We start from the raw sequence: 25336 nt of genomic DNA on the forward strand, positions 1-25336 counted from the left end.
CACCCACTTCAGTCGGATTTGAAAATACAAGGCTAAGAAAGGGATGATCTTTTAATTCCCTCTCAAACTAAAGCTGGAAATAACGATTTAAGGTTAGCTGTACTAGGATGTTCATTTTATAACATCTACTTATAAGTTTATAACAATAATATATTTCTAAAATGGAAGAGTCAATATTATCCTTAAAGAAAGGAAAAATAGGTAATAAACGGTAAAATATTACTATTCGATAACGGATTTCCCTTGTTTTTAATAGGTGTTTGTATACATTTAAGCTTGATGATTTAATTTCTATAAAACTTATTAATGTATTACTAGTGCTTATGGACGGTGTGTCTAATTTTGTAAAAAAAGGGAAAGTGAGGCGGTCGGTAGAATAATAACATTATCATCTTTTGCGGATGATGAATACACATGAGGGGGGGAGTTTTATGAAAAAATTTCATAAGTACTTTTTATTGGTCATGATTTTGACGGTCACCGGTATTATCACGGCTTGTAAAGACAGTAGTGAAGGTGTCTCAGGCAGCGGTAACCAAAACTTGAGTCTGTTGACTGGTGGAACCGGAGGTACATACTATCCGCTTGGGGGACAAATCGGAAAAATCATTTCCGATAAAACAAAAGCGAACATAACACCTCAGACATCTGGCGCCTCCGCCGAAAATATGGAAACTTTAAGGGCTGGAGAAGCTGAAATCGCTTTTTCGCAAACGGATATCGCCGCGTATGCACTTGAAGGAACAGAAATGTTCGACGGGAAACCCATTGACAATATAATGGCGATCAGCTCTTTATATCCTGAAACTGTTCAAATTGTAACGACTGCAAAAAGCGGAATTAAATCAATCGAGGATTTAAAGGGGAAAAAGGTATCAGTAGGCGCACCGGGTTCTGGTGCTTACATCAATGCCATGCAAATCCTGGAGATTCATGGTTTGTCTGAAAAAGATATTAAAGGACAAAATCTGTCTTTCGATGAGTCGGCCGAAGGAATTCAAGCAGGAAATATTGACGCAGCTTTCATTACTGCCGGAACGCCAACTGGTGCAGTCGAGGCGCTGTCCGTCCAAAATGATATCATGGTCCTGCCTATTGCAGAGGACAAAATCCAAGCATTGGTTAAAAAGTATCCATACTATGCTGAAGATACAATTCCAAGTGGTACGTACAAAATCAAATCCGAGGTGAAAACAGTTGCCGTTAAAGCGATGTTAGTGGTTACCAAGGATCTTGATGAAGATTTAGTTTATGAAATGACTAAAGCTATTTATGACAACACAGATCAAATCACACATGCAAAAGGCAAGTTCCTTACAGCAGAAACTGCACTTGAAGGATTGGGGGATATGGAAGTTCATCCTGGAGCAGCAAAATACTTTAAAGAAAAAGGTGTTTCCAAGTAATGCAATTGGGTCGGTAGCTCGCTTTATGTGGCCTATCGGCTTCGTTTTTTTCTGAATGGGATTTCTGAAAGGAGGTACCTATGAAATTCAAGATATTCATGGCGTTTTGTATACCTCTGATCATCGCATTTTTAATATTTTTTCCGTATAAACATGTCATTGCATTTTCCTACCAGGACCAAGGGGAACTAGTCGCGTACTTACCATTGAAATATGGAAAAAAATTTCATATTAAGTATACACACTCCATCCACCTTTCGGATGTACTGGAATCATATCGTTTTTCCGATAAGCAAATCATACAAACCGAACTTGCTTATCATGATTTTGCAGTCGGTATGCCTTCCAATGCAGAGGGGGAGGAAGTATTCGAAGAGAAAGACGGTACCTACTTCATAAAAAATATGAAACGCAATTTCACCTATATAGATTTACGAGTAGGACAAGTTAAAGCTAACCATCGTTTAATATATGATGAAAAAACATACACATTGGCAGACTTTATTAAACCTGGGACATGGGTCAGGATTTCATCGGAAAGAATTTCATTATGGGAACAGTTGAAGGGAGTGAAGATTAGTGGCTGATAATGAAAAAGTGAAATATTTAACCGAAGCAGAACAACAGGAGTTATTGGAAAAATATGATCCAGAAGCCGGAACTAGAAAATTAACTGGTGTCTTGGGCCACATTGCATTTTTTGGACTTTTAGCTTTTTCGTTATTCCAATTATATACAGCTATTTTTGGCGTTTTTACAGCACAAATCCAACGGACGATACATTTAGGGTTTGCACTCTCCTTGGTCTTTTTACTATTTCCTGCAAACCGAAAGAAGCGTCAAAAAGGAAAATTTCAAATTGCCTGGTACGATATCATATTAGCGATCCTTAGTATCGGGGTCGGTGCATATTGGCCCTTATTTTTCGAAGATATCGTCATGAATGTAGGACGTTTGGGCGTATTGGATTTTGCAGTCGGTTTAATGGCCATTCTGCTTGTTTTGGAAGCAACCAGGCGTGCAGTTGGTCTCCCTATCATGGTCATTGCTTTATTATTCATTTTCTATGGGATTTTTGGACAGTATATGCCAGGATTCCTTGCTCATCGAGGTTTGACTCTGGAGCGTCTGGTGCAAACAATGTTCTTCTCGACAGAGGGAATTTTAGGCACTCCGTTAGCGGTGTCATCGACATTCATCTTCCTATTTTTACTGTTTGGATCTTTTCTAGTCCGAACCGGCGTCGGTCAATACTTTAATGATCTCTCTACCGCCATTGCCGGCAGAAGGATAGGGGGACCTGCAAAGGTTGCGATTTTTTCAAGTGCTCTTCAAGGAACGATTAGCGGGAGCTCTGTGGCTAATGTTGTCACATCAGGAGCATTTACGATACCGATGATGAAAAATCTTGGATATAAGAAGGAATTTGCGGGGGCAGTGGAGGCGGCTGCTTCGACAGGCGGTCAATTGATGCCTCCGGTAATGGGGGCAGCGGCATTCTTAATGGTTGAGTTCATTGGGAATGGAATAACGTATTGGGATATAGCAAAGGCGGCTGCGATTCCAGCTATCCTTTATTTTTCAGGAATTTGGATCATGACCCATTTTGAAGCGAAACGACTTGGGCTGCGTGGGTTAACGCAAGAAGAGATGCCAAGTAAAAAGGAAGTGTTCGGCAAGTTTTATTTACTAATACCGATCCTTGCCATTATTTTATTGCTCATGGCGAATATCACGGTAACACATGCAGCACTGTATTCCATCGCCATCTCGGTTCTTGTAGGTTTCATAAACAAGGATGTCCGCATGAAATTCATCGATATCATTTATGCATTGGTGGATGGAGCCCGAACAGCTCTTGCAGTTGCCGCTGCAACTGCAGCAGCAGGCATTATTGTCGGTATCGTCACGAAAACTGGGCTAGGGCTTAAGCTGGCTAATGGTTTGATCGATTTATCTGGTGGATATTTGATTCCAACGCTGATGCTAACTATGGTAGCGGCACTTATATTAGGGATGGGTTCACCTACGACCGCCAATTATGTAATCACATCGACGATTGCAGCGCCTGCGATAATTTTGCTAGGTGTTCCTGATTTATCTGCACATTTATTCGTTTTCTATTTTGGCATTATAGCAGATATAACTCCTCCAGTTGCATTAGCGGCATTTGCTGCGGCAGGGGTAGCGGGAGGCGAGCCGATAAAAACGGGGATTGAGTCATCGAAACTTGCCATCGCAGCATTCATCATTCCATATATTTTTGTTCTCTCCCCGCAAATGCTAATGATCGATACGACTTGGATGGAGGTTGCATGGGTTGTTCTTACGGCAATGTCCGGCATGATTGCAATTGGTGCGGGTGTCATAGGTTACTGGATGAGGGGGATGCACTGGTTAGAAAGAGTCCTCGCCATAATCGTAGGTTTACTATTAATCTATCCTGAAACGGTATCGGACATCATTGGGATATCCGCTTTTATCGTGTTACTGGCTTTACAATATCTTTGGAAGAGTGACAATCACGGTAGCTCCAAAATCTTGGAAAATAACCAAAGCATTGAGAAAAATTGAGCCTGCGGATATCAATCCGGAAGTATAGGGTAGAGCTGAACCATTCGGGGGGGTGATTTTTTGAAGTGAAACATCATTGAGAACGCAACGCCCAAAGGGGAATGTGCAGACTGTTTTTTATCGAGACAACCAGCATATTCCTACTAGAGAATTCTGCTCGTATCCACCTGCCTTATGATAAAACCCCAATTTGTTTTATTTTGAAAGGAGACTAATTCATGAAATTTTTAAAAAGTTTTATTTTAGTTACTTTCAGTTTCTTTTGTATGATCACACCGGCTTTTGCAAGTGTCCCTGGAGTGGATGGGTCAATGGGAAAGGGTTTTACAAATGGAATCGTATCAGTTTCTCATCCGTTAGCAGCTGAAGCGGGTATAGAGATACTAAAACAAGGTGGAAATGCAGTCGATGCAGCAGCTGCCATTCAATTATCATTAAATGTAGTTGAGCCAATGATGTCTGGAATCGGCGGCGGTGGTTTTATCATGATTTATAATAAAAAGGAAAATAAAATAACGATGATCGAAAATCGCGAAATGGCACCTCAAAATGTTACGCCTGAACTTTTTTTAGATGAAAAGGGAAAACCTATTCCTTTTAGTAAGCGGCACACATCAGGGAAAGCGGTTGCAGTTCCTGGGACTCTGATGGGGGTGGAGACTTCTCTTGAGAAATATGGAACATTGAAATTATCACAAGTCATAGGCCCGGCCATTAAACAAGCTGAAGAAGGGGTAAAAGTTAATTGGGCAACAGCACAATATATCGATGAAAATGTAACAAAGCTTAAAAATAACCAAGCGGCTGCAAAAGTTTTTGTACCAGACGGAAAGCCGTTGGAAGAGGGAGACACCCTCGTTCAGCCAGATCTGGCAAAGACTCTTAAGTTAATAAAAAATCAAGGTTCTAACGTCTTTTATAAAGGTGAAATCGGGGAAGCACTTACAAAAGAAGTTCAAAAACGTGAAGGAACGATGACAACTGAGGATTTGGAAAACTATGAAGTGAAAGAAAGAGAGCCAATTAAATCGGAATATAGGGGATTTGAAGTGGTAGGGGCAGCTTCACCAAGCTCAGGCAGTTTGACTGTTCTACAAATCCTGGAGCTTATGGAAGGATACGATGTGCAAAAGATGGGGGCCAACTCGCCTGAGTATCTTCATCATCTAACCGAAGCCATGCATCTTGCTTTTGCCGATCGTGCTGCCTATATGGCGGATGAAGATTTTTATGATGTACCAACAGAAGGACTATTAGATGAAGATTATATAAAAGAAAGAAGAAAACTCATTAATCCAAATAGATCAACAGCTGATGTAAAAGCAGGCGATCCATGGAAATATGAGGGCAAAGAACCCACTGCAATGAAGAAAGTAAAAGAAGAGAAAACCCCAATCGGACAGACGACTCACTTTTCTGTAATGGATAAGTGGGGAAATATGGTTGCTTATACGACTACAATCGAGCAAGTATTCGGATCAGGTATCATGGTACCTGATTATGGATTCATGCTAAATAATGAAATGACGGATTTTGATGCCACACCGGGTGGAGTTAACCAGGTGGAACCAGGAAAAAGACCAAGAAGCAGTATGTCCCCGACCTTCGTATTAAAAGATGGAAACCCCTTCATGGCCATTGGTTCACCAGGAGGAGCGACGATAATCGCATCGGTATCTGAAACGATCATGAACGTGCTTGATCATAAAATGCTAATTCAAGATGCCATATATGCGCCACGTATTTATTCTGCTGGTTATCCGACAGTAAGATGGGAACCGGGAATTGAACAAAATACAAGGCTGGAGTTAATGGCTAAAGGCCATGTTTATGAAGAAAAACCGCAACATATCGGAAATGTGCAAGCTGTTATTTATGATTATGAAAAGGGAAAAATGTATGGAGGAGCCGATAATACGAGAGAAGGAACTGTTCAAGGTGTGTATAATGTTTCCCATAAATCGAAAAAGCCAAAAGAAATAAAAGAAGAAAAAAAGGGACCGTTTACCTTAAAAGTGAATGGAGCCGTTTATCCTTATACAGCTGAACAAATGAAACTGATAGATGAAAAACCCTATATCCAATCAGATAAATTGCTACTTGGTTTGGGTGTAATCCAAACAGGGGATTTAGAAACATTTAAACCAGATAAAAAATCGTATTTACCGGTGTTAGGAGTAGCGAAATCATTAGGGTATAAAACAAAATGGAACGAAAAAGACAAAGAGGCACTATTGGAAAAAGATCCGGCGGATATTGAAGATCCGGACGAAGATGGCAGTGTCACGAATTGATTGCTTTTCTAAGTCTGCTCGGGAAATTGAATACTAAATGAACCTAAACTTGAATACCCCAGAATTCTCTATGTAAAGAGAGGTCTGGGGTTGTTTTTTAGTTATATGAAATATTAGAGAGGTAGTCAGCCAGTTGAACGAAGGTTCCTGAAAAGCCCTCCTGCACCATTTCCTGCGACTCCTCGTAAGTTTTCATTTCCTCCTCGGTTGGGGATACGGGTGCCCCAATCATCGTAAGTATTGTTTTACCTTCATGCTCGGTGAATGTATAAGTATTGAGAGTTTCCAATGGCCAGTTGTCGTTAAAAGGAGCACGTACGATGTTTCCCGTTTCATCAGAAAAGAAAGAGGTGTAAACGAGTTTATCTGGGGAATTTACTTCATGATAAACAAATTTGACCCACATTACATTTCCGTCAGGAGATGTCTGGCTGTAATGGAAGACACCATCATGGCGAGGCTCAAACTTAGAAATATCAAAAGCCCACCCTTTAGGCCCCCACCAGTTCTGTAAGTGTTCTGATTCGGTAAATGCCTTAAATAAAAGCTCGCGAGGAGTATTGAAACTACGGGTGATTTCGGTTTTTGGAAACATTTTGTTCCTCCGCTCATTGTTTTTTATTATGTTTGTAGCTCCTTCAGATAAAGTTCCAAGCTGTCGAGTTTTTCTTACTATTCACGGTGAGAGGTCCGTCTCTTAGGAGTTCAACAATCCTTAATCGATTTGGCTCTGCAAGAGCACTTAATAATGTAGTATTCATCTTTACACCACGATTTATTAGAATTATATTCCTTTGGGAGAAATATAAACAAACAGGAATATTCCAGTCAAGTAATATTGGATAAAATATTTATCCCGAATTAACTTCATATAGCAAGGGGAGGTAGTTTTTGTTGTACTACACGAGGAGGTACCAATAATATACTTCCCCTTAAATGAAAATGAGCGCTAACCCTTGTTCCAGGATAGCGCCCGATTGTGGAAGAATAGTATAAGTTTTGTAGATAACATCATTTTCAAATTAGGAAACCATTTTACCAAGCTGTACGTTGAGAATAAAACAATGATATTTTTGTACATAATGATACAGGTTTAAGTTTTTTATAAAAAAGAATGATTCAGCAGTTTTTATTCGAAAAAAGAACTAATGTTCGTGTATACTTGTAACGAAGACAATCTCGATAGCGGTTATTACTAAGGAATCCAATCTTGATTCAAAGGAGAATGAAAATGATTAAACCATATTTAATGTTTAACAGAGAATGTGAAGAGGCTTTCAAACTTTATATTGAGGCATTTGGTGGGGAACTTATTGCTATGCAAAAATATAGTGAAATCCCATCAAATCCAGACTTTCCTGTTGAAGAGAGTGATAAAGACCTTGTTCTTTACTCACAATTAAGATTAACAGAAGATGGAATTATAATGGGTTCTGATTCAAACCGGGAATTGAATGATAGTGACAAAATGGTTGTAAGTGTGGAGCTTAACTCGGAGGAAAAAGCTAGAAAGGCATGGAACATATTAAAAGAAGATGGATCTATAAATATGGATCTTCATGAAACATTTTTTGCGAAACTTCACGGTTCATTGAAGGATAAATTTGGTGTTTCGTGGATGTTTACTGTCAATTAAAACTATTCTTGAATCTAAGTTCAGAAGACATCCTTCTTTGTAAAGTCGTTAGGGACAGAAATTGGAGAATATATAAGTAGGGGGATAATCAATTATTGAGAAGGTTTTAAAATCCTCATTAATACTCGGACGCTTTAAGAGTAACCAAAAAAAGCCCGATTTCTTAATATTAATACTAAGAAATCGGGCTTTTTAATATTGGAATTTCTTAAGGCAGTACATCCGTATTTTCCTGAGGCTGCAATAAATGATTGGATATCATTTATGTGAGTGAGTTTTCTTGTAAAATGGGGTTTTTCTGCCTTTGAATTTACTACAATTGTGGTCGTGGAAATACATTGAAAAAAATGAGAAAATATGATAAATTTATATAGATACACCGATTTTATGTTTTTATGTATATTATACCCTATTATAAATATACATCATAAAATCCTTTTCAGTCAATCCCTATTTTTATTTTTTTAAAGGAGTGTTTGATATGAACATGGAACTTGGCCAGGAGGAAGAACGAGTGGACAGCATGATTATTTGATTACATGAATAATTTTTGTCATATGATTCGTCTTGGAATTGAGCGATGAATGGGGAGGAAAGAAATGAAACCATATGTACTGGAGTTTCGGGAGATCGATAAAACGAAACTAATGGTGGTCGGTGGCAAAGGGATGAATTTGGGTGAATGCTCGAGGATTGATGGAATTCTAGTACCAGAAGGGTTTTGTGTTACCACTGAGGCATTTAAAAGAGTCATTGCGGAAAATGATGAGCTTCATCAATTATTGGATCAACTAGCAGTACAAAAAGTGGACGACCGAAAAAGAATTAGTGAAATTAGCAGGAAGATTCGTGAGCTGATTGAGGGAATCGAGATCGACAAGGGGATCGAAGAAGATATCGACCGATGTCTCTTAACTTTTGGCTTCGAGCATGCATATGCTGTTCGATCAAGCGCTACAGCCGAAGATCTTCCATTTGCATCCTTTGCAGGTCAACAGGATACCTATCTAAATATCAAAGGAAAAGTGGGGATTTTACAACATATTAGTAAGTGCTGGGCTTCACTGTTTACTGATCGTGCTGTGGTTTATCGAATGCAAAACGGATTTGACCATCGTAAGGTTTATCTGTCTGTTGTTATTCAAAGGATGATGTTTCCACAAGCTTCCGGAATACTCTTTACAGCTGATCCAGTTACTTCAAACCGCAAGGTGCTGTCGATCGATGCTAGCTTTGGACTGGGTGAAGCACTTGTCTCTGGCTTAGTGTCTGCGGACAATTATAAAGTGCGGGAAGGTAAGATTGTGGAGAAGCAGATTTCTACCAAAAAGTTGGCTATATATGCACGAAAAGAAGGCGGAACGGTGGAAAAGGAAATTGAGCCGGGTCAGCAGATTTTATCGACCCTGTCAGATGAGCAAGTGTTGGAGCTTGAAAGGATCGGCAGAAAGCTTGAAGCATATTTTGGCTGTCCGCAAGATATCGAATGGTGTTTGGTTGATGATACATTTTATATTGTCCAGAGTCGTCCAATCACTACTTTATACCCCATCCCTGAAGCAAATGATCAAGAGAATCACGTTTATGTATCTGTCGGTCATCAACAAATGATGACCGATTCCATGAAACCACTGGGATTGTCTTTTTGGCTGTTAACGACTCCTGCACCCATGCGTAAAGCTGGCGGAAGGTTATTTGTGGATGTCACACATATGCTGGCTTCACCTGATAGCAGAAAAATGTTATTAGATGCCATGGGACAACACGATCCGCTTATGAAAGACGCACTCATGACCATAATGGAGCGAGAAGATTTTATAAAATCGTCACCAGATGATAATAAAGTACCGAGTGCCAGTAAAAGCAATAAAGGTATATCGCCTTCGGGTTTTAAAGCACAAATTGAAAACGACCCGACAATCGTTTCTGATTTGATTAAGGGTAGTCAAACATCGATAGAAGAGTTAAAACAAAACATCCAAACGAAATTAGGATCGGATTTATTTGATTTTATTCTGGAAGATATCCAGATTTTAAAGAAGATTTTATTTGACCCACAAAGTTCAGCTGTGTTTATGGCTGCTATAGATGCTTCATCATGGATCAATGAAAAAATGAATAAGTGGTTAGGTGAAAAAAACGCAGCCGACACGCTTTCTCAATCTGTACCAAACAATATTACTTCAGAAATGGGTCTCGCGCTATTGGATGTCGCAGATGTGATTCGTCCTTATCCAGAAGTAATTGATTATTTACAAAATGTTAAAGATGATAACTTTTTGGATAAACTGGTTAAGTTTGATGGTGGACAGGAAACCCAAGACGCTATCTTCGATTATCTGAGCAAATACGGAATGCGATGTACCGGAGAAATCGATATTACTAAAACTCGTTGGAGCGAAAAACCAACTACACTTGTCCCCGTGATTCTTAGTAATATCAAAAACTTTGAGCCTAATGCTAGCAATCGGAAATTTGAGCAAGGGCGACAGGAAGCTTTGAAAAAGGAACAAGAGTTATTAGGTCGATTGAAGCAATTACCGGATGGTGAACAAAAAGCCAAAGAAACAAAACGAATGATCGGCCTAATCCGGAATTTCATCGGTTATCGGGAATATCCAAAATACGGCATGGTTAATCGCTACTTCGTTTATAAGCAGGCTTTACTGAAAGAAGCTGAACAACTCGTACAAGCCAACGTTATTCGTGAAAAAGAAGATATATACTATCTCACTTTTGAAGAACTTCACGAAGTCGTACGCACTAATAAACTAGATTACCAGATCATCAGCAAACGAAAAGACGAGTACAAATTATATGAAAAACTTACTCCACCACGTGTTATCACGTCTGATGGTGAAATCATTGTAGGTGAATACAAACGAGAAAATCTCCCAGCCGAAGCTATTGGAGGTCAACCGGTTTCTTCCGGAGTTATAGAGGGCAGAGCACGCGTCATCTTAAACATGGAAGATGCAGATCTAGAAGATGGAGATATACTGGTTACAACCTTTACCGATCCTAGCTGGACACCATTGTTTGTATCCATAAAAGGACTTGTCACCGAAGTTGGCGGACTGATGACCCATGGGGCAGTCATCGCACGTGAATATGGCTTACCAGCCGTTGTCGGTGTGGAAAATGCTACGAAAATGATCAAGGATGGACAAAAGATCAGGGTGAATGGAACAGAAGGGTATATAGAAATACTATAATTCATTACATTTCAATCATAAAAGAAGAGCATTCGAATTAGGAGAATCATTGAAATCATGAAATCGAGCCTTTATTAAAGGGCCGCTTTTATGCAATAACCAAAGCCCAATTTCTCGCTTACAACACCGGGAAATTGGGCTTTTTATATTTGGGTTTTATTATCGCTGTAAATTCGCAATTATCTATTCTTAGAAGTGAAAAATCTTGATTTAATGAGGGTTTTACATTGAAGACATGTAAACTACGTATTCGTCTTGGACAGCTTTAGAATTTTATAACGGCTTGTTTTTCTTATAGGCCACTAAAACGCCTTAAAGTAGAGCACAGTGTTGAATTTAAGGGCGCCCCTCTTGGAATAAGAATACGTTTTTATTTTAGGTAGCTTGATAACTGAAACATGTGAAATTTATTCAATTAGTAAATGTAATAGACTCCTATCGTAAATCGGTCCCTAAAGCGCTTTTAATCATTTTATTTTATTGGAACCCATATTTCACAAGATGGATTCGGATAAGCTCCTTGATATACTTCAAGTGATGCTATTTTCAGCATGTTCGCATCGATTTGATGGGAACCATTCCGAAAAATTTTGTTTCCACTTACTCACGATAGCCTCTGGTATTTCTAAGCTGGAAAATCCATCAGGTACATCACCATTTTATTCTGTTGCAATCCAATAACCCATGACGTTTTCCGCTTCTTGATAATTATCTGTGATACCCAATAAACCTTGATTTTGTCCATTAATTAATTGAGCTAATGAATCGATGGTTCCATCATTATTGGCTTTACTCCAGAGCTTTGGAATAAATGCATCCGTTTCCTTAGTAGCGCATGAGAGTTTTTCTTTAATCCCAACCACTTGAAAAGCATCTCTTTCAATAATTTCATATTTCATTGGTTCTGCTCCTTTCAGATTTACCTGGGTCTTGTTACTTGTACTGAACGATTCTTGAGCAACCAATGCCAAACGGCGACGATATTCCCCACAGAAATATTTGTCCGTGCATAAGGAGATACATTTGCTTTTTTTAGCTATTCTATAGAAATATTAAATTTTTGTATTGGTAATTATACATTATCTCAATTATAATTTTTAAGAAAGATATTTCGGAATTTTTTAAATAAAGGAGAAATTATGTATACTCATCCGACTTTAAAATATTGGAATGGAAGAATTGATTCCCAAACTGACCTGGACAGCTTCAGATACCACCAAAGAGTGCGCTTGGCACCGATTTCGGAATTAGCCACCTCTTCCAATGCATCCAGAACTTTTGGACTGATTGGCTTTAAATGTGATGAAGGCGTCAAAAGGAATAAAGGCAGGATTGGTGCTGCCGAGGGTCCTGATCATATTAGGCAGTCGTTGGCAAAATTACCCTGTCATTTACCTTCCCAAACCGAGCTGGTGGATGCTGGCGATGTAATATGTGAAAGTACAGAGATGGAGGCCGCCCAATCTCAACTGGGATCAGCTGTTGCCCGGATATTGGAGAGTAAAGCGATTCCCATCATACTTGGGGGAGGGCACGAAACCCTGTATGGCCATTATCTTGGGATTAGGCAATCCATTGGATCAAAAGCTAGATTAGGGATTATTAATATTGACGCTCACTTTGATATGAGGCCTTATGAAAAAGAAACTTCATCAGGGACGATGTTTAAGCAGATTTTGGACGAAGATCAAAGTTGTGGCTATTTATGTGTCGGAATTCAGAAGCAGGGGAATACGAAGGCGCTGTTTCAAACTGCCGAGAGCAGTAATGTCGACTACATATTGGAAGAAGATTTGTCATTGAACGAAATGGATGAAACGAAGCGGAGGATAAATGAATTCGCTAAGGAAAATGACTATATCATCCTTACATTATGTACGGATGTTATTGATTCAGCCTACGCACCTGGGGTAAGTGCACCATCGCCGTTTGGACTGGATCCGAAATTGGTCCGTGCCATTATTAGGCATATCGTATCGAATGAAAAGATCCTTTCCTTTGATATCTCGGAAGTGAACCCTTCGTTGGACGAAAATAATAAGACCGTTACATTGGCAGGGCATTTAATAAATGAGGTTTTGCTGCATTTTAAATAATGGACATGGAATAGGGGCAACTCCAATTCGGTCCTTCCAGAAAGGGAGTTCCTTTTCGTACCGACTGTTGGGGCTTTCCTCAATGCTATTTCCATAATCAATTATCAGTATAGAAGCGAAACACCTTTGACAGCGCCCAGACTGTCCATGAATCATTCATGGACAGTCTTTTTTGCGCTTTCTTTACAAGGATTTAGGGTCCCGGGCATTGCTTCGTTCGACTAACCCTTTAAAGTATAAAGGCATGTAGATTCTCCAAGACTCTGCTAAGTTCAATACTGATACTTGTAGGTTTTTGGTTTATAATAACAACCATCTAGCCTTTTGAGGAGGGGTTCCATGAATGAGTATAAAGTAACGGTCAGGAATGGCAGTACCTTAATTTTGTCGGAAATCATTAAAGCTGAAGACGAAAGAGAAGTCCTTGGCACTCTTTTGATTTCCAGTGAATTATTTAATCAACCATTTACCGACATCAGGATTTTAGAACGCTGATTTGTGCCTGCCCGTTCCATTTGATACACTGTAAGAAATCTTAATACGGTAGGCGATACTATGTGTGGACGTTTCACTCTTTTCACTGACATAGAAGAAATAAAAGAACGGTTTGATATTCAAGGATCATTTGATGAGGAATACCAATTCAGCTACAATATTGCTCCTTCCCAATCCGTGCTCTCCGTCATTAATGATGGGGAAAGGAATCGACTTGGATATCTTCGGTGGGGACTCATTCCTTTCTGGGCAAAAGACGTAAAAGTGGGCTACAAAATGATCAATGCCAGAGCGGAAACCATTGCTGAGAAAGCAAGCTTCAGGAATGCGTATGAGAAGAAGAGATGCTTGATAATCGCTGACTCTTTTTATGAATGGAAGAAGACGCCAGAAAGAAAAATACCGATGCGAATAAAACTGAAGAATCATGCTCCATTTGGAATGGCCGGTCTCTGGGAATCCTGGAAATCTCCTGAAGGCATCAGCATTTATTCGTGCTCCGTTATAACAACCGTGCCTAATGAGCTAATGACCAGCATTCATGATCGCATGCCTGTCATCCTTAAACCGGAAGATGAAAAAGATTGGTTGAATCCTTCCATTAATGATCCTGCTTATCTGCAACAGTATTTAAAGTCATTCGATTCGGAACAGATGGAAGCATTTGAAGTATCGACTGATGTGAACTCGACTAAAAATAATTCACCTAACCTAATCCAACAAATTTGCTGAGAGGTCATTAGACCTCTAGGACTGTAGACAACTTGATGAAAATCGAGTTTGTCTACATTTTTTTTGTTTGTACAATTTGAACGTTGATCTCCTCTCAAGAAACTCGCTTTCCGCGGGTGGTCCTCCCTCGGCGCCTTTGCGCCTGCGGGGGCTCGCCAGGACTCGCTTTTCCCACAGGAGTCTCGCACACCCGCTCCAACCAACTTTGTTCTCTTTATGAACAGTAAGGAGTGCATGTGAAATACTTTAAAATTAACCCTTGCGAAAATAGACAAAATGCTGTACTGTTATATTTGCTTTTCAAAACGACTTTCGATGTCACTTTCACAAACTCAGATGGTTTCGGCAAGTTTTCAGCCCGGTACTTTTCTGGCAGGCATCGTAATTTTTGATAAATTATATAATGTAATCTTCTTATCAAGAGAGACGGAGGGACTGGCCCGAAGATGTCTCGGCAGCGGACTTAAATGGAGTGCTGTGCCAAATCCAGCAGGCTGATTTTTGCCTGAAAGATAAGGAGGGTGTTTTTTATAAATTAAAAGACCTCTTCTTGCTGTTAAATAGAAGGGGTCTTTTTTATGCCAGTTTTTTGCTACAGCTCCATGACTGGATAATCAGGTAGGTTCAAATTGGAGTTATTTGCGAAAACTGTTAATAGAATAAGAGCTGTGACACATGTCGCGGGAAAAATAAAAAGAGGTGTACATCATGAGTGCAAACAATAAAGGGAATCCATGGGCATTGATCCCATTTGTCGTATTTTTAATTTTATTTATTGGATCCGGAATCATCACTAAAGATTTTTATTCATTTCCGGTGATTGTAGCGATTTCAATTGCATCGGCAGCTGCATTGGCGATGAATCGGAAAGAGTCATTCAATGAAAAGGTTGATATCTTCTGTAAAGGTGCCGGGGACGCCAATATTATGTTAATGGTTATCATTTTCCTTTTGGCCGGAGCTTTTGCCGAAGTTGCCAATGGCATGGGGGCAGTTGAATCAACCGTGAATCTTGCCTTAGCCGTTTTTCCCCAAAATCTATTAATGGTAGGGATTTTCATCATCGCTTGTTTTATTTCTCTATCCATGGGGACAAGCATGGGAACGATTGTTGCCTTGGCACCTATCGGGGTAGGGATTAGTGAGCAAACAGATATTTCACTTGCCCTTTCAATGGCGGCCGTTATTGGTGGTGCGATGTTTGGGGATAACCTTTCATTCATTTCAGATACGACAATCGCTGCTGTTCGAACGCAGGGAACGAAAATGAAGGATAAGTTTAAAGTGAATTTTTTCATCGTTTTACCTGCAGCCATCATCACATGTGCCATCCTAGGAATTTTAACGATGGGTGAACAAGCTGACATCTCCCAACAGTCTTATGATTGGGTGAAGATTCTTCCATATCTTTGCGTATTGATCACTGCATTGGCAGGAGTCAATGTGTTCCTGGTCCTTTCCATCGGAATCGTATTTGCCGGAATTATCGGGTTGGCCGATGGAAGTTATCAACCGTTGGGTGTCATTCAAAAAGTTGGGGAAGGAATGGCGGGAATGTATGAAATTTCCTTCCTTGCCATTTTAATTGCAGGTATGGTAGCTGTAATTAAACATAATGGTGGCATCGATTATCTACTTCACCTTGTGACCCGAAATAGCAAATCAAAAAGAGGGGCGGAATTCAGCATTGCGGGGCTTGTTGGTTTAACGAACCTTTCAACGGCAAATAACACGATTTCGATTATCATTGCCGGTCCACTTGCCAAAAATATTGCTGAAAAGTACGGGATTGATCCGCGTAAATCGGCGAGCGTGCTTGACATTTTTGCATGTTGTATCCAAGGGTTGATCCCATATGGAGCACAACTGCTTGTTGCAGCAGGGGTAGCAAAGATTTCTCCGTTAAGCATCTTGCCGTATTCATATTACCCAATCCTGATTGGACTTTGTGGCGTCATTGCCATCCTGATTGGTTTTCCACGGTTTCAGCCGGGAAATGATGGATCGAAGAACTAAAAGTTAAAACAAAGTTGATTGGAGCGGGTGTGCGAGACTCCTGCGGGAAAAGCGAGTCCAGGGGAGACCCCGCAGGCGCAAAGGCGCCGAGGGAGGCTCCCGGACCGCCCGCGGAAAGCGAGTGCCTGGAGGGGGAATCAACAACATTCAAATTGTACAAACCCCTAAAATTTCATTGAGTTTGTCTACAGTCTGAACACCCTGAATCATTGGATACAGGGTGTTTTCTGTATGGGTGAATTAATAAAACATGAATTTTCCGAAGTCATCATCACTCTTATGTCTTAATCAAGCATTCTTCAATTCATCTGCTTGATTCCGGTCCAAATTAATGATGGTTGTGTACGACACCTGTCATGAATAGAGGACAACACCAACTAAACCAGAAAGAATGATTACATAGGCTGGATGCCAGCGTAATTTCATTAGGGCAAATAACGATAAACCAAAAACGAGTAATAAGCTTATCGTATGCCATGAAAAGTTCACGGCTATCATATGATTTGAGAGTGCAAAGCTGATCGCTGCAAAGAGGATTAAACTAGTGACAATGGGTCTTAAGCCATAAAACATGGATTGAATAACCGGGTAATGATTCAATTTGCTGAAGAAGGAGGCTATAACGGTTACGAAAATAATAGCAGGAAGCAAGATTCCGAGAGCAGATGATATGGCTCCTGCTAATCCAGCAGTCGAATAGCCTACGAGAATGGCACTATTGGCGGTTACAGGTCCTGGGGACATTCCGGAAATGGCGATGATATCAGTAAATTGCTGCGTCGTCATCCATCCATGCTGTGAGACTTCCGATTCTATTACGGGAATCATGGCGTATCCGCCTCCGAACGATACAAAGCCGATAATAAAGAAGGTGCTAAACAACTCCCACAATTCCATCATTCCATCACACGCTTTCTTGAAAATTAGTTAGGACCGTTTTTTGATTTAACTATATGCCAGCACCCATGAAAGGTTCGAAATCATTTTCTCCATTTCCTATATTTTTTCTGCCCATCTTGACATCGTAACCTAATTTTCTCTTAATGGAGATGGTCACAATACCAGCTACAGCTCCTGCTAATATAACCATCACAGGGTGCAGAAAGAAAAGGACGGGAATTCCTGCTATCAAAATAAAGAAAGTTGTTTTGTCTACAATAGCCGTTTTTCCTATCTTGATAGCCGCATAGGCGATGATGGCTACTATGGAAGCTCTGATCGATATGAATGCGGATTCTATCTTCGGATTATCCTGAATGAAAAAATACAAAATGCCCAGGAGCAGTACAATTAAAAAGGTAGGTAATGAAACAGCGATCATTGCTGCCATTGCTCCCTTCATTCCGGCAATCCGATGGCCGATAAAGGTGGCGGAGTTAATGGCGACAGCTCCCGGTACGGACTGAGATAAAGCGAAAACATCCGTCACTTCTTCGCTTTTCATCCATTTTCTTTTTTCGACCACTTCTTTTTCGATTAAAGGGATCATCGCAAACCCGCCTCCGAATGTGACAGGTGCTATTTTAAAAAAGGTCCAAAATAATTGGAATAGAGTTTTCCATTGTCCTTTCATTGACATCCGTCACTTCCTTTGCATGCTTTGTTTAATTCTTATTATTAACATATCAAAGAATAAGGGCTGGGTAAATTGCAACAAAATCATCGGGTATAACAAAACGTTATACCCAGAAGATTTATCCGTTTTATAAAGAATGCCGCCAATAATTGAATAGCCTCAGAATGTAACACACTATTTTCATTTCACCATTTACCTAATGATGCTATCATTTTAATAAACTATCTAAAAACATGGGGGCGTTTTCATGAAATTGGAAAATCTGAAAATGTTTTGTTTAGTGGTGGATGAAGGAAGTATAAGCCAGGCAGCGAGGTTAAGTTTCCTATCTCAACCCGCTGTAACACGGCAGATCCATCAACTGGAAAACTATTATAACACTTTGTTATTCGACCGTGAGGAAGGAAGGCTGAGAGTTACAGAAGCAGGAAAGCTGTTATACCCTTTTGCAAAAGCTATTGTAAATGACTTCAACCATTCAAAAGAAGTGATTCAGCAATCGACGGGGAAGTACAATGCAAATCTCATAGTAGGGGCTTCCTTGACTATCGGTGAGTATTTGTTGCCGAGCTTGCTTGGGAGATTTAAAAAACAACAGCCTGAAATAAAAGTGACATTGACGATAAAAAATACGCCCCGGGTTCTGGAGGATCTTTCAAACGATGTCATTGATTTGGCCTTGGTCGAAGGACTTGTGGAAAACACTGATTTTATTGTAGACAAGTTCGCCGAAGACGAATTGATATTGGTATGTCCATCCGACCACCCGTGGAAAGACAGAAAAGAAATTCAGCTAGAGGAATTGGGAAATGAAAGGATGATTTGGCGTGAATCCATTTCCGGAACACGGCTTATCGTAGAAAACATGCTAAGGGAGCATGAGGTATTAGAAAAAATTGAAAGCTACATGGAGATTGGCAGCACACAAGCGATAAAAAGTGCGGTTGAAGCTGGACTTGGTATCAGCATTTTGCCAAGGCTGACAGTGGCCAGGGAATTGGAGCAAGGGTTTTTGCGGGAAGTGGGTATTTCCAGAATAGATATGACAAGAAATTTATGGCTAGTGAGGAAAAATAAGCGTTTTAATAAAATAGGGGTGTCTAAATTTGTTGATTTTCTTCAATAAGGATTGAAAGCTGCCTTGGTTTACTATTATTATTTGGCAGCGTTTTCAGTTTCGTGGTTATCGGTGTTGCCCCGGTAGCAAGCAAAAGTCATGGTAAATTGAATATACCACATTGATTATTAAAGCTCTTCTCTATTGGGAGGGGCATTTTGTATTTGGTTGTTCAGTCTTCGGTTAGACAAACAAAGGGATTAATGGGCATAATAAAAGATATTAATGATGGTTCGGAGATGATATAGCGTGGAGTTAAAGGAAATAAAGAAGCTCGCCAATGCATTAAATGAAAGCGGTGAACAGCAACTTGTATATTTCTTGCAGTCTCGAACGAAACCGCTGTCGGCTCCTATTCGTGCAATTGATGAAATCCAGGTACAAAAGCATAAAGCTAGTCTTGTCTGCCCACATTGCGACAGCCATTTTGTTGTGCGATTTGGTAAATACGTATCAAAACATGTGCTGGAGAGGTGAAACAGCAGCGTTACAGCTGTAAAGCCTGCCATCAAACCTTCAACGACCTCACAAACACGCCTCTTCAACGCACCAGAAGACCACATAAATCTAAACGGGCAGTTTTGTTGAACAAGTTGTAAATTTAACATTTTAAAGTAAGAGCATTTCTTTGTAATGAGAAGTGCTTTTTATTTTTGTCAAAATTAAAAAGATATTTCAATAACAATAATAATATAAATAAAAACAATATAAATTTACTGTAATACAATAAATAATATGCTAAAATCATGTTGTCATTAAATAAGTGAGGTGTTTTAAATGAATGTTAAACGAGGTTCAACCACTTTCTTAAAGGTAATTATTTTTCTGGCTGGAATTGCAGTGCTTGCTTTGTGTATCTGGTTGCCTGAGATCGCCGTTAGAGATGCAAGGGTACATCCAGATACGGCTTACTTCCTAATCCCCTTTTTAGTATGTGCATACGGATTCTGTATTGCGTTTTCTGTTGCGTTGTATCAAGCATATAGACTATTAACCTACATCGAAAAGAACAATGCTTTCTCTGAATTATCCCTTAAATCTTTGAAGATTATAAAGAAATGTACTTTTACAGTCATTTTCCTCATTTTGTTAGGAATAGTAAGCTTAAGGGTGCTTGCTAAAGTTACAGGTAGTGATGATGCAGCGGGTCCTACATCATTATGTCTAATGGGTGTTTTAGCAACAAGTATCATCGCAGCCATTGTGGACGCACTTCAAAAGCCATTAAAAAATGCCCCAGATATAATGTCAAAAAATGAATGATTAACGGATATGTAAGACTTTGGATTGTCAGCCAGGTGATTATTGGAGTACAAAAGCGACGAAGACACTCAATAAAAACAGACACAACTAATTTATTTAACTACGGGGACGATAGCTCAATAAACCGCCTTTTCACCAAGGCGGTTTTCTTATGGTCAAATATCAACATTAGAATTTAACATAGCCTTTATATAAATAAAATTGAAGTTACTATTAGAGATAGGAAATATACTTAAAGACAAATTAATTATAAAATAAATTCATATTATTCTAAAAATTTCTAAAAAATGAGAAAGTTTACTGCTGCAACATTTGGAATAGATACATGATATCTACTTAGAAAGGGGTATGAAAATGTCCAAAGTATCTTTTATTAAAGGAATTGTATCCGTTCCCATTGTTGTTGTTTTACTAGCAGGGTCTTCTGTTACAAAGGCTGCGTCAGATGAGCCGATGCCGGCGACAGATGCAACAATTTCAGCAAATAAGGCTTTTTATGAACAGTTGAATTTTAAAGATAAGGAAGATTTCAAGAATGCACATAAAGGATTCATGGCGCCTTTGAATATGAATCCAATTAATAATTCAAAAGGTGACGTAGTATGGGATAGTGATCGATATTCATTCATCAAAGAAGAACAGCCGGCAAGTTTTACTGTAAACCCAAGCTTGTGGAGACAGGCTCAATTACAAAATATATCAGGCTTATTTAAAGTGGTGGATGGCGTTTATCAAGTTCGGGGCCAGGATTTATCAGTGCTTACCATTGTGGAAGGAAAAACAGGATTAATAGTTTTGGATACACTTTCTACAATTGAAACGGCCAAAGCAGCCATGGAGCTGTATTTTGAACATCGACCCAAAAACCCAGTAAGTGCAATAGTCATTAGTCATAGTCATGCGGATCACTTCGGTGGTATGAAAGGCATTGCTCAATATGCTGAAAATCCAGCTAAAGTGCCGATTATTGTCCCAGCAGGTTTTAACGATGAAGCGCTAAGTGAAAACATTCTTTTAGGTAATATAATGTCTCGCCGTGCAGGTTATATGTTTGGAAATCTTTTACCCGCAAATGAAAGAGGGTTTGTTACTTCTGGTATTGGCCCGGGATTAAGTAACGGAACTTTTAGCTATTTACCTCCAACAATGGAAGTGAAAGATGATATTCAAACGGTGGAAATAGACGGAATAACATTTAAATTTTTATTGACGCCGGATTCGGAAGCTCCATCTGAAATGCATTATTATATCAATGATTACAAAACTTTAGTGGTTGCGGAAAACACCGGACACACGTTACATAATATTTATACACTAAGGGGAGCTAAAACCAGAGATACCTTAAAATGGGTGAAAGCACTTGATGAAACAGTCGATTTGTTTGGAAATGAAGATATAGATGCTATGGTTACAGCCCATACATGGCCCGTTTGGGGAAGGGACAATGTTCTGGAGCAGTTGGAAAGTCAGCGTGATTTGTACAAATATATTCATGATCAAACAATACGATTAGCTAACTTAGGACTCACACCTGATGAAATCGCGGAAAAGTTGAAGCTTCCTGAAAAGTTGGATAAAGTTTGGGCCAATCGGGGGTATTACGGAACATTGAAACACAACGTAAAGGCGGTGTACAACTTTTATTTAGGATATTTCAACGGTAATCCATCCGACCTGGATCCATTACCACAAGAGGAATCCGGTGCTAAATATATAGAATATATGGGTGGGGAAAAGAAGGTCATTAAACGAGCAAAACTTGATTATAAAAAAGGGGAATATCGCTGGGTGGCTCAAGTATTAAAACATGTAGTCATGGCTAACCCCAAAAATACAGAAGCGAAAAATTTACTGGCTAAAGCTTATGAGCAATTAGGATACACAGCTGAATCTTCTGTATGGCGTAATTTCTATCTTACCGGCGCAGATGAGTTAAGGAACGGCGTGGCGGACTCGAAGGGAAGTGGGGGAATGATGAATCTCGATACGCTGCTCAATATGCCAATGGATGATTTCCTGAAATTCTTGTCCATTAAATTAAACGGAACAAAAGCTGAAAATAAAAATATGGCATTCAATTTGACATTTACAGATTCGAAAACCAATTATATGATCGATCTGGATAATTCTGTATTGAATTTCAAAATAGGAAAAATGGCGTCCAACCCTGATGCAACATTGACATTAGATAGAATAACCTTCTATCAGATTGCTCTAGGACGTGAAGATTTATCCAAAATGGAATCTGCCGGTAAAGTTTCCATTTCCGGTGATAAAGAGCAGTTTGAAGATTTCCTGACTTTGTTGGATCAATTTCAACCAAAGGTTAATATTGTTACTCCGTGATAATCGACTACTTTATATTCGGTAAGCAGGATGGGCCGGTGACCAATATATACCCACGAGTCTATGTTTAGACACGTGGGTTTGTATCGAATAAATTTATAGGCATCCAGTTTCGTTTCAATAAATTCATTCATTGTTTTTTAATGAAACGCTCCAAGCAGTCACAGAACAAAAATCAATAACCGTAAAGAAACTTTCAAGTTTCATAAACTGAAAGGAATTGTAAGCGCTTCCTACAAGGCTGGAGTTTTGTGAAAATATAAAAAATGGAGTGATGGGGAATGCAGCTGTATGCAAGTAAGAAACGAAAATTAATGATTAGCGGCCTTTTATTTGTTGGAATGATTTTAAGCTTTTTTGATCGCGTTGCCATAAATGTCGGGATTATTCCTATTGCAGATGAGTTTCAACTTAATACGTCCCAGACAGGTTTTTTAATTAGTATATTTTTTGTTAGCTACTCACTCATGCAACCGCTTGGTGGATGGATGACCGATAAGTATGGCGCCAGAGTCATGGTTACTGTGTCTTTGTTTAGTTGGTCTTTGTTCACTGTAATGTCTGGGTTTGCTTGGTCATTTATGTCTTTATTATTCATCCGTTTTCTGTTCGGGTTAGGTGAGGGGCCTTTCTATCCTGCCAGTTTGTCCACCATAAGGGATAACTTCCCGGAAGAAGAACGGGGCCGGGCAAATTCATTTTTCTTGTCTGCCCAAAATATTGGCGGGATATTAGGTACTGCACTTGCCGCCTCCATGGTGGTAGCATTCGGTTGGCGGGGCATGTTTACCATTGCCGGAATTCTAGGGATATTGGTTTCTTTCGGAATTTGGTTCATTCTAAAGCCTCACGGAAATCAAGTGGTTAAAAAAGACAAACCGAAACAAAAAAAGGTTGCTCTGAAACTGTTATTTAAAATCGAAAATATTTGGAAACTCATAACTTTCAAGTTTATATCAAATATTATCAACTATGGTCTGATCACTTGGATGCCTATATATTTGGTTAAAGAAAAAGGGGTCGATTTAATATCCGCCGGGGGGTTATTGGCAATCCCTTATATTTTTGGTTTCTTGATGTTTAATGTAAGCGGATGGCTTCTGGATAAGCATATGGCCAACCGGGAGAAGTATCTTGCCGCTGCAGGCGCTTTATTATCGGCAATTTTTCTCTTTTTAATGTCTAACGCCACGTCTATAGTACTTATCATCACTTATCTCACTCTCAACTCCGTAGCGCTGTCTTTCTTTGGAACCGTTCTTTATACGATAATCATAAAATACTCACCAAAGGAACTTACCGGCTCTGCCTCCGGACTCGTAACTTTTGCCGGTCAAATTGCAGGTGCGGTTTCTCCTTTAGCCCTCGGTTTGATTATCAGTTTGTTTAATGACTCCTATAATGCAGCCTTCCTGTTTTTGGTGATAATAGCGTTATTGGGAACGGTTGTTGCCGTATCTATTAAAAATAATCAGGCACAACCCGCTAAAGAATATGAAAAAACAACTACCATTGTATAAAACGGATTCTGCGTTTGAAGAGACAGCTGGAGCTGTTCTGATTTCACTTCTCTAAAATTGAAAGGGCTTTCTGTTCGAGGTATGATGTTAGTAATAGGCTAGAAGGAGAATGAACCATGAATATTGAACAATTGGAATATATCATCAAGGTAGCCGAGGTAAACTCGATTTCCACGGCATCAGAAAGCCTCCATATCTCTCAATCTGGAATCAGCATGGCCATTACGAGTCTGGAGAAGGAATTAGGTATAAAAATCTTCAAGCGGTCAAGGTTAGGAACCATACCTACAGAAGACGGAAAGGAAATCATCCAGAAAGCTCATGAAGTATTAAGCAAATTGGAAGAAATTAAAGACAGTGCCCAAATACATTCAGATACGATGGAAAAAGAGTTGCGCCTATCATCTACTCAAGGTTTATTTCTTACGGTTTTGCCTAAATCCTTGGCCTTATTTAAGAAAAAGTATCCCGAAGTGAAAATTGTCATTGAAGAAAAAGGGGGACAAGAGATAACCGACGAAGTGCTGAATGGTAAGATTGACTTCGGGCTATTGAATATTCCAAAGGTCAAACCAAAAGAAATTGAGTTGGAATTCCAACCCTTGATGGAAGCTAAAGTGATTGTGATGGTCAGTAAGAACTCCCCTTTAGTGAAACGTAAAAGCATAACCCCACAAGAGCTTATGGACGAAAATTTGGTCGTTTACAATGGACCAAGAATGAAGTCGTTCATTAAAGGTTTTTTTGATCATTACGGTGAGATGAATATTTTGTTTTACACAAATAATACAGAGATCATCAAAAAAACCGTCGCTGAGGGATTAGCGATTGCCTTTTCCTATGATATTGGAGTTAACAGCGACCCCTATTTCCTAAGCGGGGAACTTGTGGCCATTCCTTTGGTGGAACTGGAAAATAACACCATGGAATTCGGTTACGTTCGCTCTAAGAAGCAGTATTTTTCAAAAGCTGCCAGGGAGTTTATTAAATGTCTCGAATTCTACACCAATCTTAAATATTAGTTTCCTATGATGATAGGGAACTAATATT

Annotated in this window: 19 protein-coding genes, 2 pseudogenes and 1 riboswitch; of the genes and pseudogenes, 16 read left to right on the forward strand and 5 right to left on the reverse strand. The window is 39.5% G+C overall.

The window, feature by feature from the left end; genetic code table 11:
• The first annotated feature begins 431 nt into the window (after positions 1-431).
• The 4 genes from ACIQ0C_RS16630 (at position 432) to ggt (ending at position 6274) form a co-directional block, all read left to right on the forward strand.
• Positions 432-1406 carry a TAXI family TRAP transporter solute-binding subunit gene (locus tag ACIQ0C_RS16630; protein ID WP_403061897.1) on the forward strand — a complete coding sequence of 325 codons (975 nt, stop codon included), beginning with the start codon at positions 432-434 and terminating at the stop codon, positions 1404-1406.
• Between the two features lie 80 nt (positions 1407-1486).
• A complete protein-coding gene (locus ACIQ0C_RS16635; RefSeq protein ID WP_403061900.1) occupies positions 1487-1993 on the forward strand; it encodes a DUF1850 domain-containing protein in 507 nt (168 codons plus the stop codon).
• On the forward strand, positions 1986-3980 hold the full coding sequence (locus ACIQ0C_RS16640; protein ID WP_403061903.1) for a TRAP transporter permease: 1995 nt from the start codon (positions 1986-1988) through the stop codon (positions 3978-3980). Before ACIQ0C_RS16635 ends, ACIQ0C_RS16640 begins: the two co-directional genes overlap by 8 nt.
• 218 nt (positions 3981-4198) lie before the next feature.
• Complete coding sequence (gene ggt / locus ACIQ0C_RS16645; RefSeq protein ID WP_403061906.1) at positions 4199-6274, forward strand: gamma-glutamyltransferase; 2076 nt, start codon at positions 4199-4201, stop codon at positions 6272-6274.
• A gap of 97 nt (positions 6275-6371) precedes the next feature.
• On the opposite strand, the gene ACIQ0C_RS16650 is transcribed toward ggt, so the two are convergent.
• Together ACIQ0C_RS16650 and ACIQ0C_RS16655 are read right to left on the reverse strand one after the other, a co-directional pair.
• Positions 6372-6869, reverse strand: coding sequence for an SRPBCC domain-containing protein (locus tag ACIQ0C_RS16650; RefSeq protein ID WP_403061909.1), 498 nt, complete (start codon positions 6867-6869; stop codon positions 6372-6374).
• A gap of 82 nt (positions 6870-6951) precedes the next feature.
• Positions 6952-7035 (reverse strand): annotated as a pseudogene (locus tag ACIQ0C_RS16655) (ArsR/SmtB family transcription factor); the annotation flags it as partial.
• Between the two features lie 470 nt (positions 7036-7505).
• On the opposite strand from ACIQ0C_RS16655, the gene ACIQ0C_RS16660 reads away from it, so the two are divergent.
• Both ACIQ0C_RS16660 and ppsA read left to right on the forward strand, forming a co-directional pair.
• Positions 7506-7910 carry a VOC family protein gene (locus tag ACIQ0C_RS16660; RefSeq protein ID WP_403061912.1) on the forward strand — a complete coding sequence of 135 codons (405 nt, stop codon included), beginning with the start codon at positions 7506-7508 and terminating at the stop codon, positions 7908-7910.
• A 599-nt stretch (positions 7911-8509) separates the two neighbouring features.
• A complete protein-coding gene (ppsA, locus tag ACIQ0C_RS16665; RefSeq protein WP_403061915.1) occupies positions 8510-11125 on the forward strand; it encodes a phosphoenolpyruvate synthase in 2616 nt (871 codons plus the stop codon).
• Between the two features lie 659 nt (positions 11126-11784).
• Here ppsA and ACIQ0C_RS16670 read toward each other — a convergent pair.
• The gene (locus ACIQ0C_RS16670) at positions 11785-12024 is read right to left on the reverse strand and encodes a GyrI-like domain-containing protein (protein WP_403061918.1); all 240 of its coding nucleotides are present in this window, start codon (positions 12022-12024) and stop codon (positions 11785-11787) included.
• Between the two features lie 240 nt (positions 12025-12264).
• On the opposite strand from ACIQ0C_RS16670, the gene hutG reads away from it, so the two are divergent.
• The 4 genes from hutG (at position 12265) to ACIQ0C_RS16690 (ending at position 16464) form a co-directional block, all read left to right on the forward strand.
• The gene (gene hutG / locus ACIQ0C_RS16675) at positions 12265-13221 is read left to right on the forward strand and encodes a formimidoylglutamase (RefSeq protein ID WP_403061921.1); all 957 of its coding nucleotides are present in this window, start codon (positions 12265-12267) and stop codon (positions 13219-13221) included.
• 339 nt (positions 13222-13560) lie between these two features.
• Positions 13561-13716, forward strand: a complete 156-nt coding sequence (locus tag ACIQ0C_RS16680) for a hypothetical protein (RefSeq protein WP_153246094.1) — start codon at positions 13561-13563, stop codon at positions 13714-13716.
• A gap of 60 nt (positions 13717-13776) precedes the next feature.
• Positions 13777-14448 carry an SOS response-associated peptidase gene (locus ACIQ0C_RS16685; protein ID WP_403061924.1) on the forward strand — a complete coding sequence of 224 codons (672 nt, stop codon included), beginning with the start codon at positions 13777-13779 and terminating at the stop codon, positions 14446-14448.
• A gap of 411 nt (positions 14449-14859) precedes the next feature.
• A riboswitch (SAM riboswitch) is annotated at positions 14860-14967 on the forward strand.
• A gap of 189 nt (positions 14968-15156) precedes the next feature.
• On the forward strand, positions 15157-16464 hold the full coding sequence (locus tag ACIQ0C_RS16690; protein WP_403061927.1) for a Na+/H+ antiporter NhaC family protein: 1308 nt from the start codon (positions 15157-15159) through the stop codon (positions 16462-16464).
• Positions 16465-16818: 354 nt separating this feature from the next.
• Here the strand turns inward: ACIQ0C_RS16690 and ACIQ0C_RS16695 are convergent, their stop codons facing one another.
• Positions 16819-17364, reverse strand: a complete 546-nt coding sequence (locus tag ACIQ0C_RS16695) for a chromate transporter (protein WP_403061930.1) — start codon at positions 17362-17364, stop codon at positions 16819-16821.
• A 49-nt stretch (positions 17365-17413) separates the two neighbouring features.
• Complete coding sequence (locus tag ACIQ0C_RS16700; RefSeq protein ID WP_403061933.1) at positions 17414-18043, reverse strand: chromate transporter; 630 nt, start codon at positions 18041-18043, stop codon at positions 17414-17416.
• Between the two features lie 244 nt (positions 18044-18287).
• Here ACIQ0C_RS16700 and ACIQ0C_RS16705 point away from each other — a divergent pair, with 244 nt between their 5' ends.
• The 6 genes and pseudogenes from ACIQ0C_RS16705 (at position 18288) to ACIQ0C_RS16730 (ending at position 25308) form a co-directional block, all read left to right on the forward strand.
• Positions 18288-19166, forward strand: a complete 879-nt coding sequence (locus ACIQ0C_RS16705; RefSeq protein ID WP_403061936.1) for a LysR family transcriptional regulator — start codon at positions 18288-18290, stop codon at positions 19164-19166.
• A gap of 240 nt (positions 19167-19406) precedes the next feature.
• Positions 19407-19720: pseudogene (locus ACIQ0C_RS16710) on the forward strand (transposase); the annotation flags it as partial.
• A gap of 214 nt (positions 19721-19934) precedes the next feature.
• Positions 19935-20420 carry a DUF2975 domain-containing protein gene (locus tag ACIQ0C_RS16715; protein ID WP_403061939.1) on the forward strand — a complete coding sequence of 162 codons (486 nt, stop codon included), beginning with the start codon at positions 19935-19937 and terminating at the stop codon, positions 20418-20420.
• Between the two features lie 354 nt (positions 20421-20774).
• Positions 20775-22766, forward strand: a complete 1992-nt coding sequence (locus tag ACIQ0C_RS16720) for an alkyl/aryl-sulfatase (protein WP_403061941.1) — start codon at positions 20775-20777, stop codon at positions 22764-22766.
• Between the two features lie 281 nt (positions 22767-23047).
• Positions 23048-24286, forward strand: coding sequence for an MFS transporter (locus tag ACIQ0C_RS16725; RefSeq protein ID WP_403061944.1), 1239 nt, complete (start codon positions 23048-23050; stop codon positions 24284-24286).
• Positions 24287-24402: 116 nt separating this feature from the next.
• Positions 24403-25308: a LysR family transcriptional regulator gene (locus tag ACIQ0C_RS16730; RefSeq protein WP_403061947.1), complete on the forward strand. Its 906-nt coding sequence runs from the start codon at positions 24403-24405 to the stop codon at positions 25306-25308.
• Positions 25309-25336 lie beyond the last annotated feature (28 nt).

The sequence above is a fragment of the Peribacillus sp. NPDC096448 genome (assembly GCF_044762675.1).
Taxonomy (GTDB): Bacteria; Bacillota; Bacilli; order Bacillales; family DSM-1321; genus Peribacillus; species Peribacillus frigoritolerans_B.

Bases quoted from the DNA above. Each gene is read 5' to 3' on its own strand.
- ACIQ0C_RS16630 (WP_403061897.1), top strand. From the start codon at position 432: ATGAAAAAATTTCATAAGTACTTTTTATTGGTCATGATTTTGACGGTC.
- ACIQ0C_RS16635 (WP_403061900.1), top strand. From the start codon at position 1,487: ATGAAATTCAAGATATTCATGGCGTTTTGTATACCTCTGATCATCGCA.
- ggt (WP_403061906.1), top strand. From the start codon at position 4,199: ATGAAATTTTTAAAAAGTTTTATTTTAGTTACTTTCAGTTTCTTTTGT.
- ACIQ0C_RS16650 (WP_403061909.1), bottom strand. From the start codon at position 6,869: ATGTTTCCAAAAACCGAAATCACCCGTAGTTTCAATACTCCTCGCGAG.
- ACIQ0C_RS16660 (WP_403061912.1), top strand. From the start codon at position 7,506: ATGATTAAACCATATTTAATGTTTAACAGAGAATGTGAAGAGGCTTTC.
- ppsA (WP_403061915.1), top strand. From the start codon at position 8,510: ATGAAACCATATGTACTGGAGTTTCGGGAGATCGATAAAACGAAACTA.
- ACIQ0C_RS16670 (WP_403061918.1), bottom strand. From the start codon at position 12,024: ATGAAATATGAAATTATTGAAAGAGATGCTTTTCAAGTGGTTGGGATT.
- hutG (WP_403061921.1), top strand. From the start codon at position 12,265: ATGTATACTCATCCGACTTTAAAATATTGGAATGGAAGAATTGATTCC.
- ACIQ0C_RS16680 (WP_153246094.1), top strand. From the start codon at position 13,561: ATGAATGAGTATAAAGTAACGGTCAGGAATGGCAGTACCTTAATTTTG.
- ACIQ0C_RS16685 (WP_403061924.1), top strand. From the start codon at position 13,777: ATGTGTGGACGTTTCACTCTTTTCACTGACATAGAAGAAATAAAAGAA.
- ACIQ0C_RS16690 (WP_403061927.1), top strand. From the start codon at position 15,157: ATGAGTGCAAACAATAAAGGGAATCCATGGGCATTGATCCCATTTGTC.
- ACIQ0C_RS16695 (WP_403061930.1), bottom strand. From the start codon at position 17,364: ATGATGGAATTGTGGGAGTTGTTTAGCACCTTCTTTATTATCGGCTTT.
- ACIQ0C_RS16700 (WP_403061933.1), bottom strand. From the start codon at position 18,043: ATGTCAATGAAAGGACAATGGAAAACTCTATTCCAATTATTTTGGACC.
- ACIQ0C_RS16705 (WP_403061936.1), top strand. From the start codon at position 18,288: ATGAAATTGGAAAATCTGAAAATGTTTTGTTTAGTGGTGGATGAAGGA.
- ACIQ0C_RS16715 (WP_403061939.1), top strand. From the start codon at position 19,935: ATGAATGTTAAACGAGGTTCAACCACTTTCTTAAAGGTAATTATTTTT.
- ACIQ0C_RS16720 (WP_403061941.1), top strand. From the start codon at position 20,775: ATGTCCAAAGTATCTTTTATTAAAGGAATTGTATCCGTTCCCATTGTT.
- ACIQ0C_RS16725 (WP_403061944.1), top strand. From the start codon at position 23,048: ATGCAGCTGTATGCAAGTAAGAAACGAAAATTAATGATTAGCGGCCTT.
- ACIQ0C_RS16730 (WP_403061947.1), top strand. From the start codon at position 24,403: ATGAATATTGAACAATTGGAATATATCATCAAGGTAGCCGAGGTAAAC.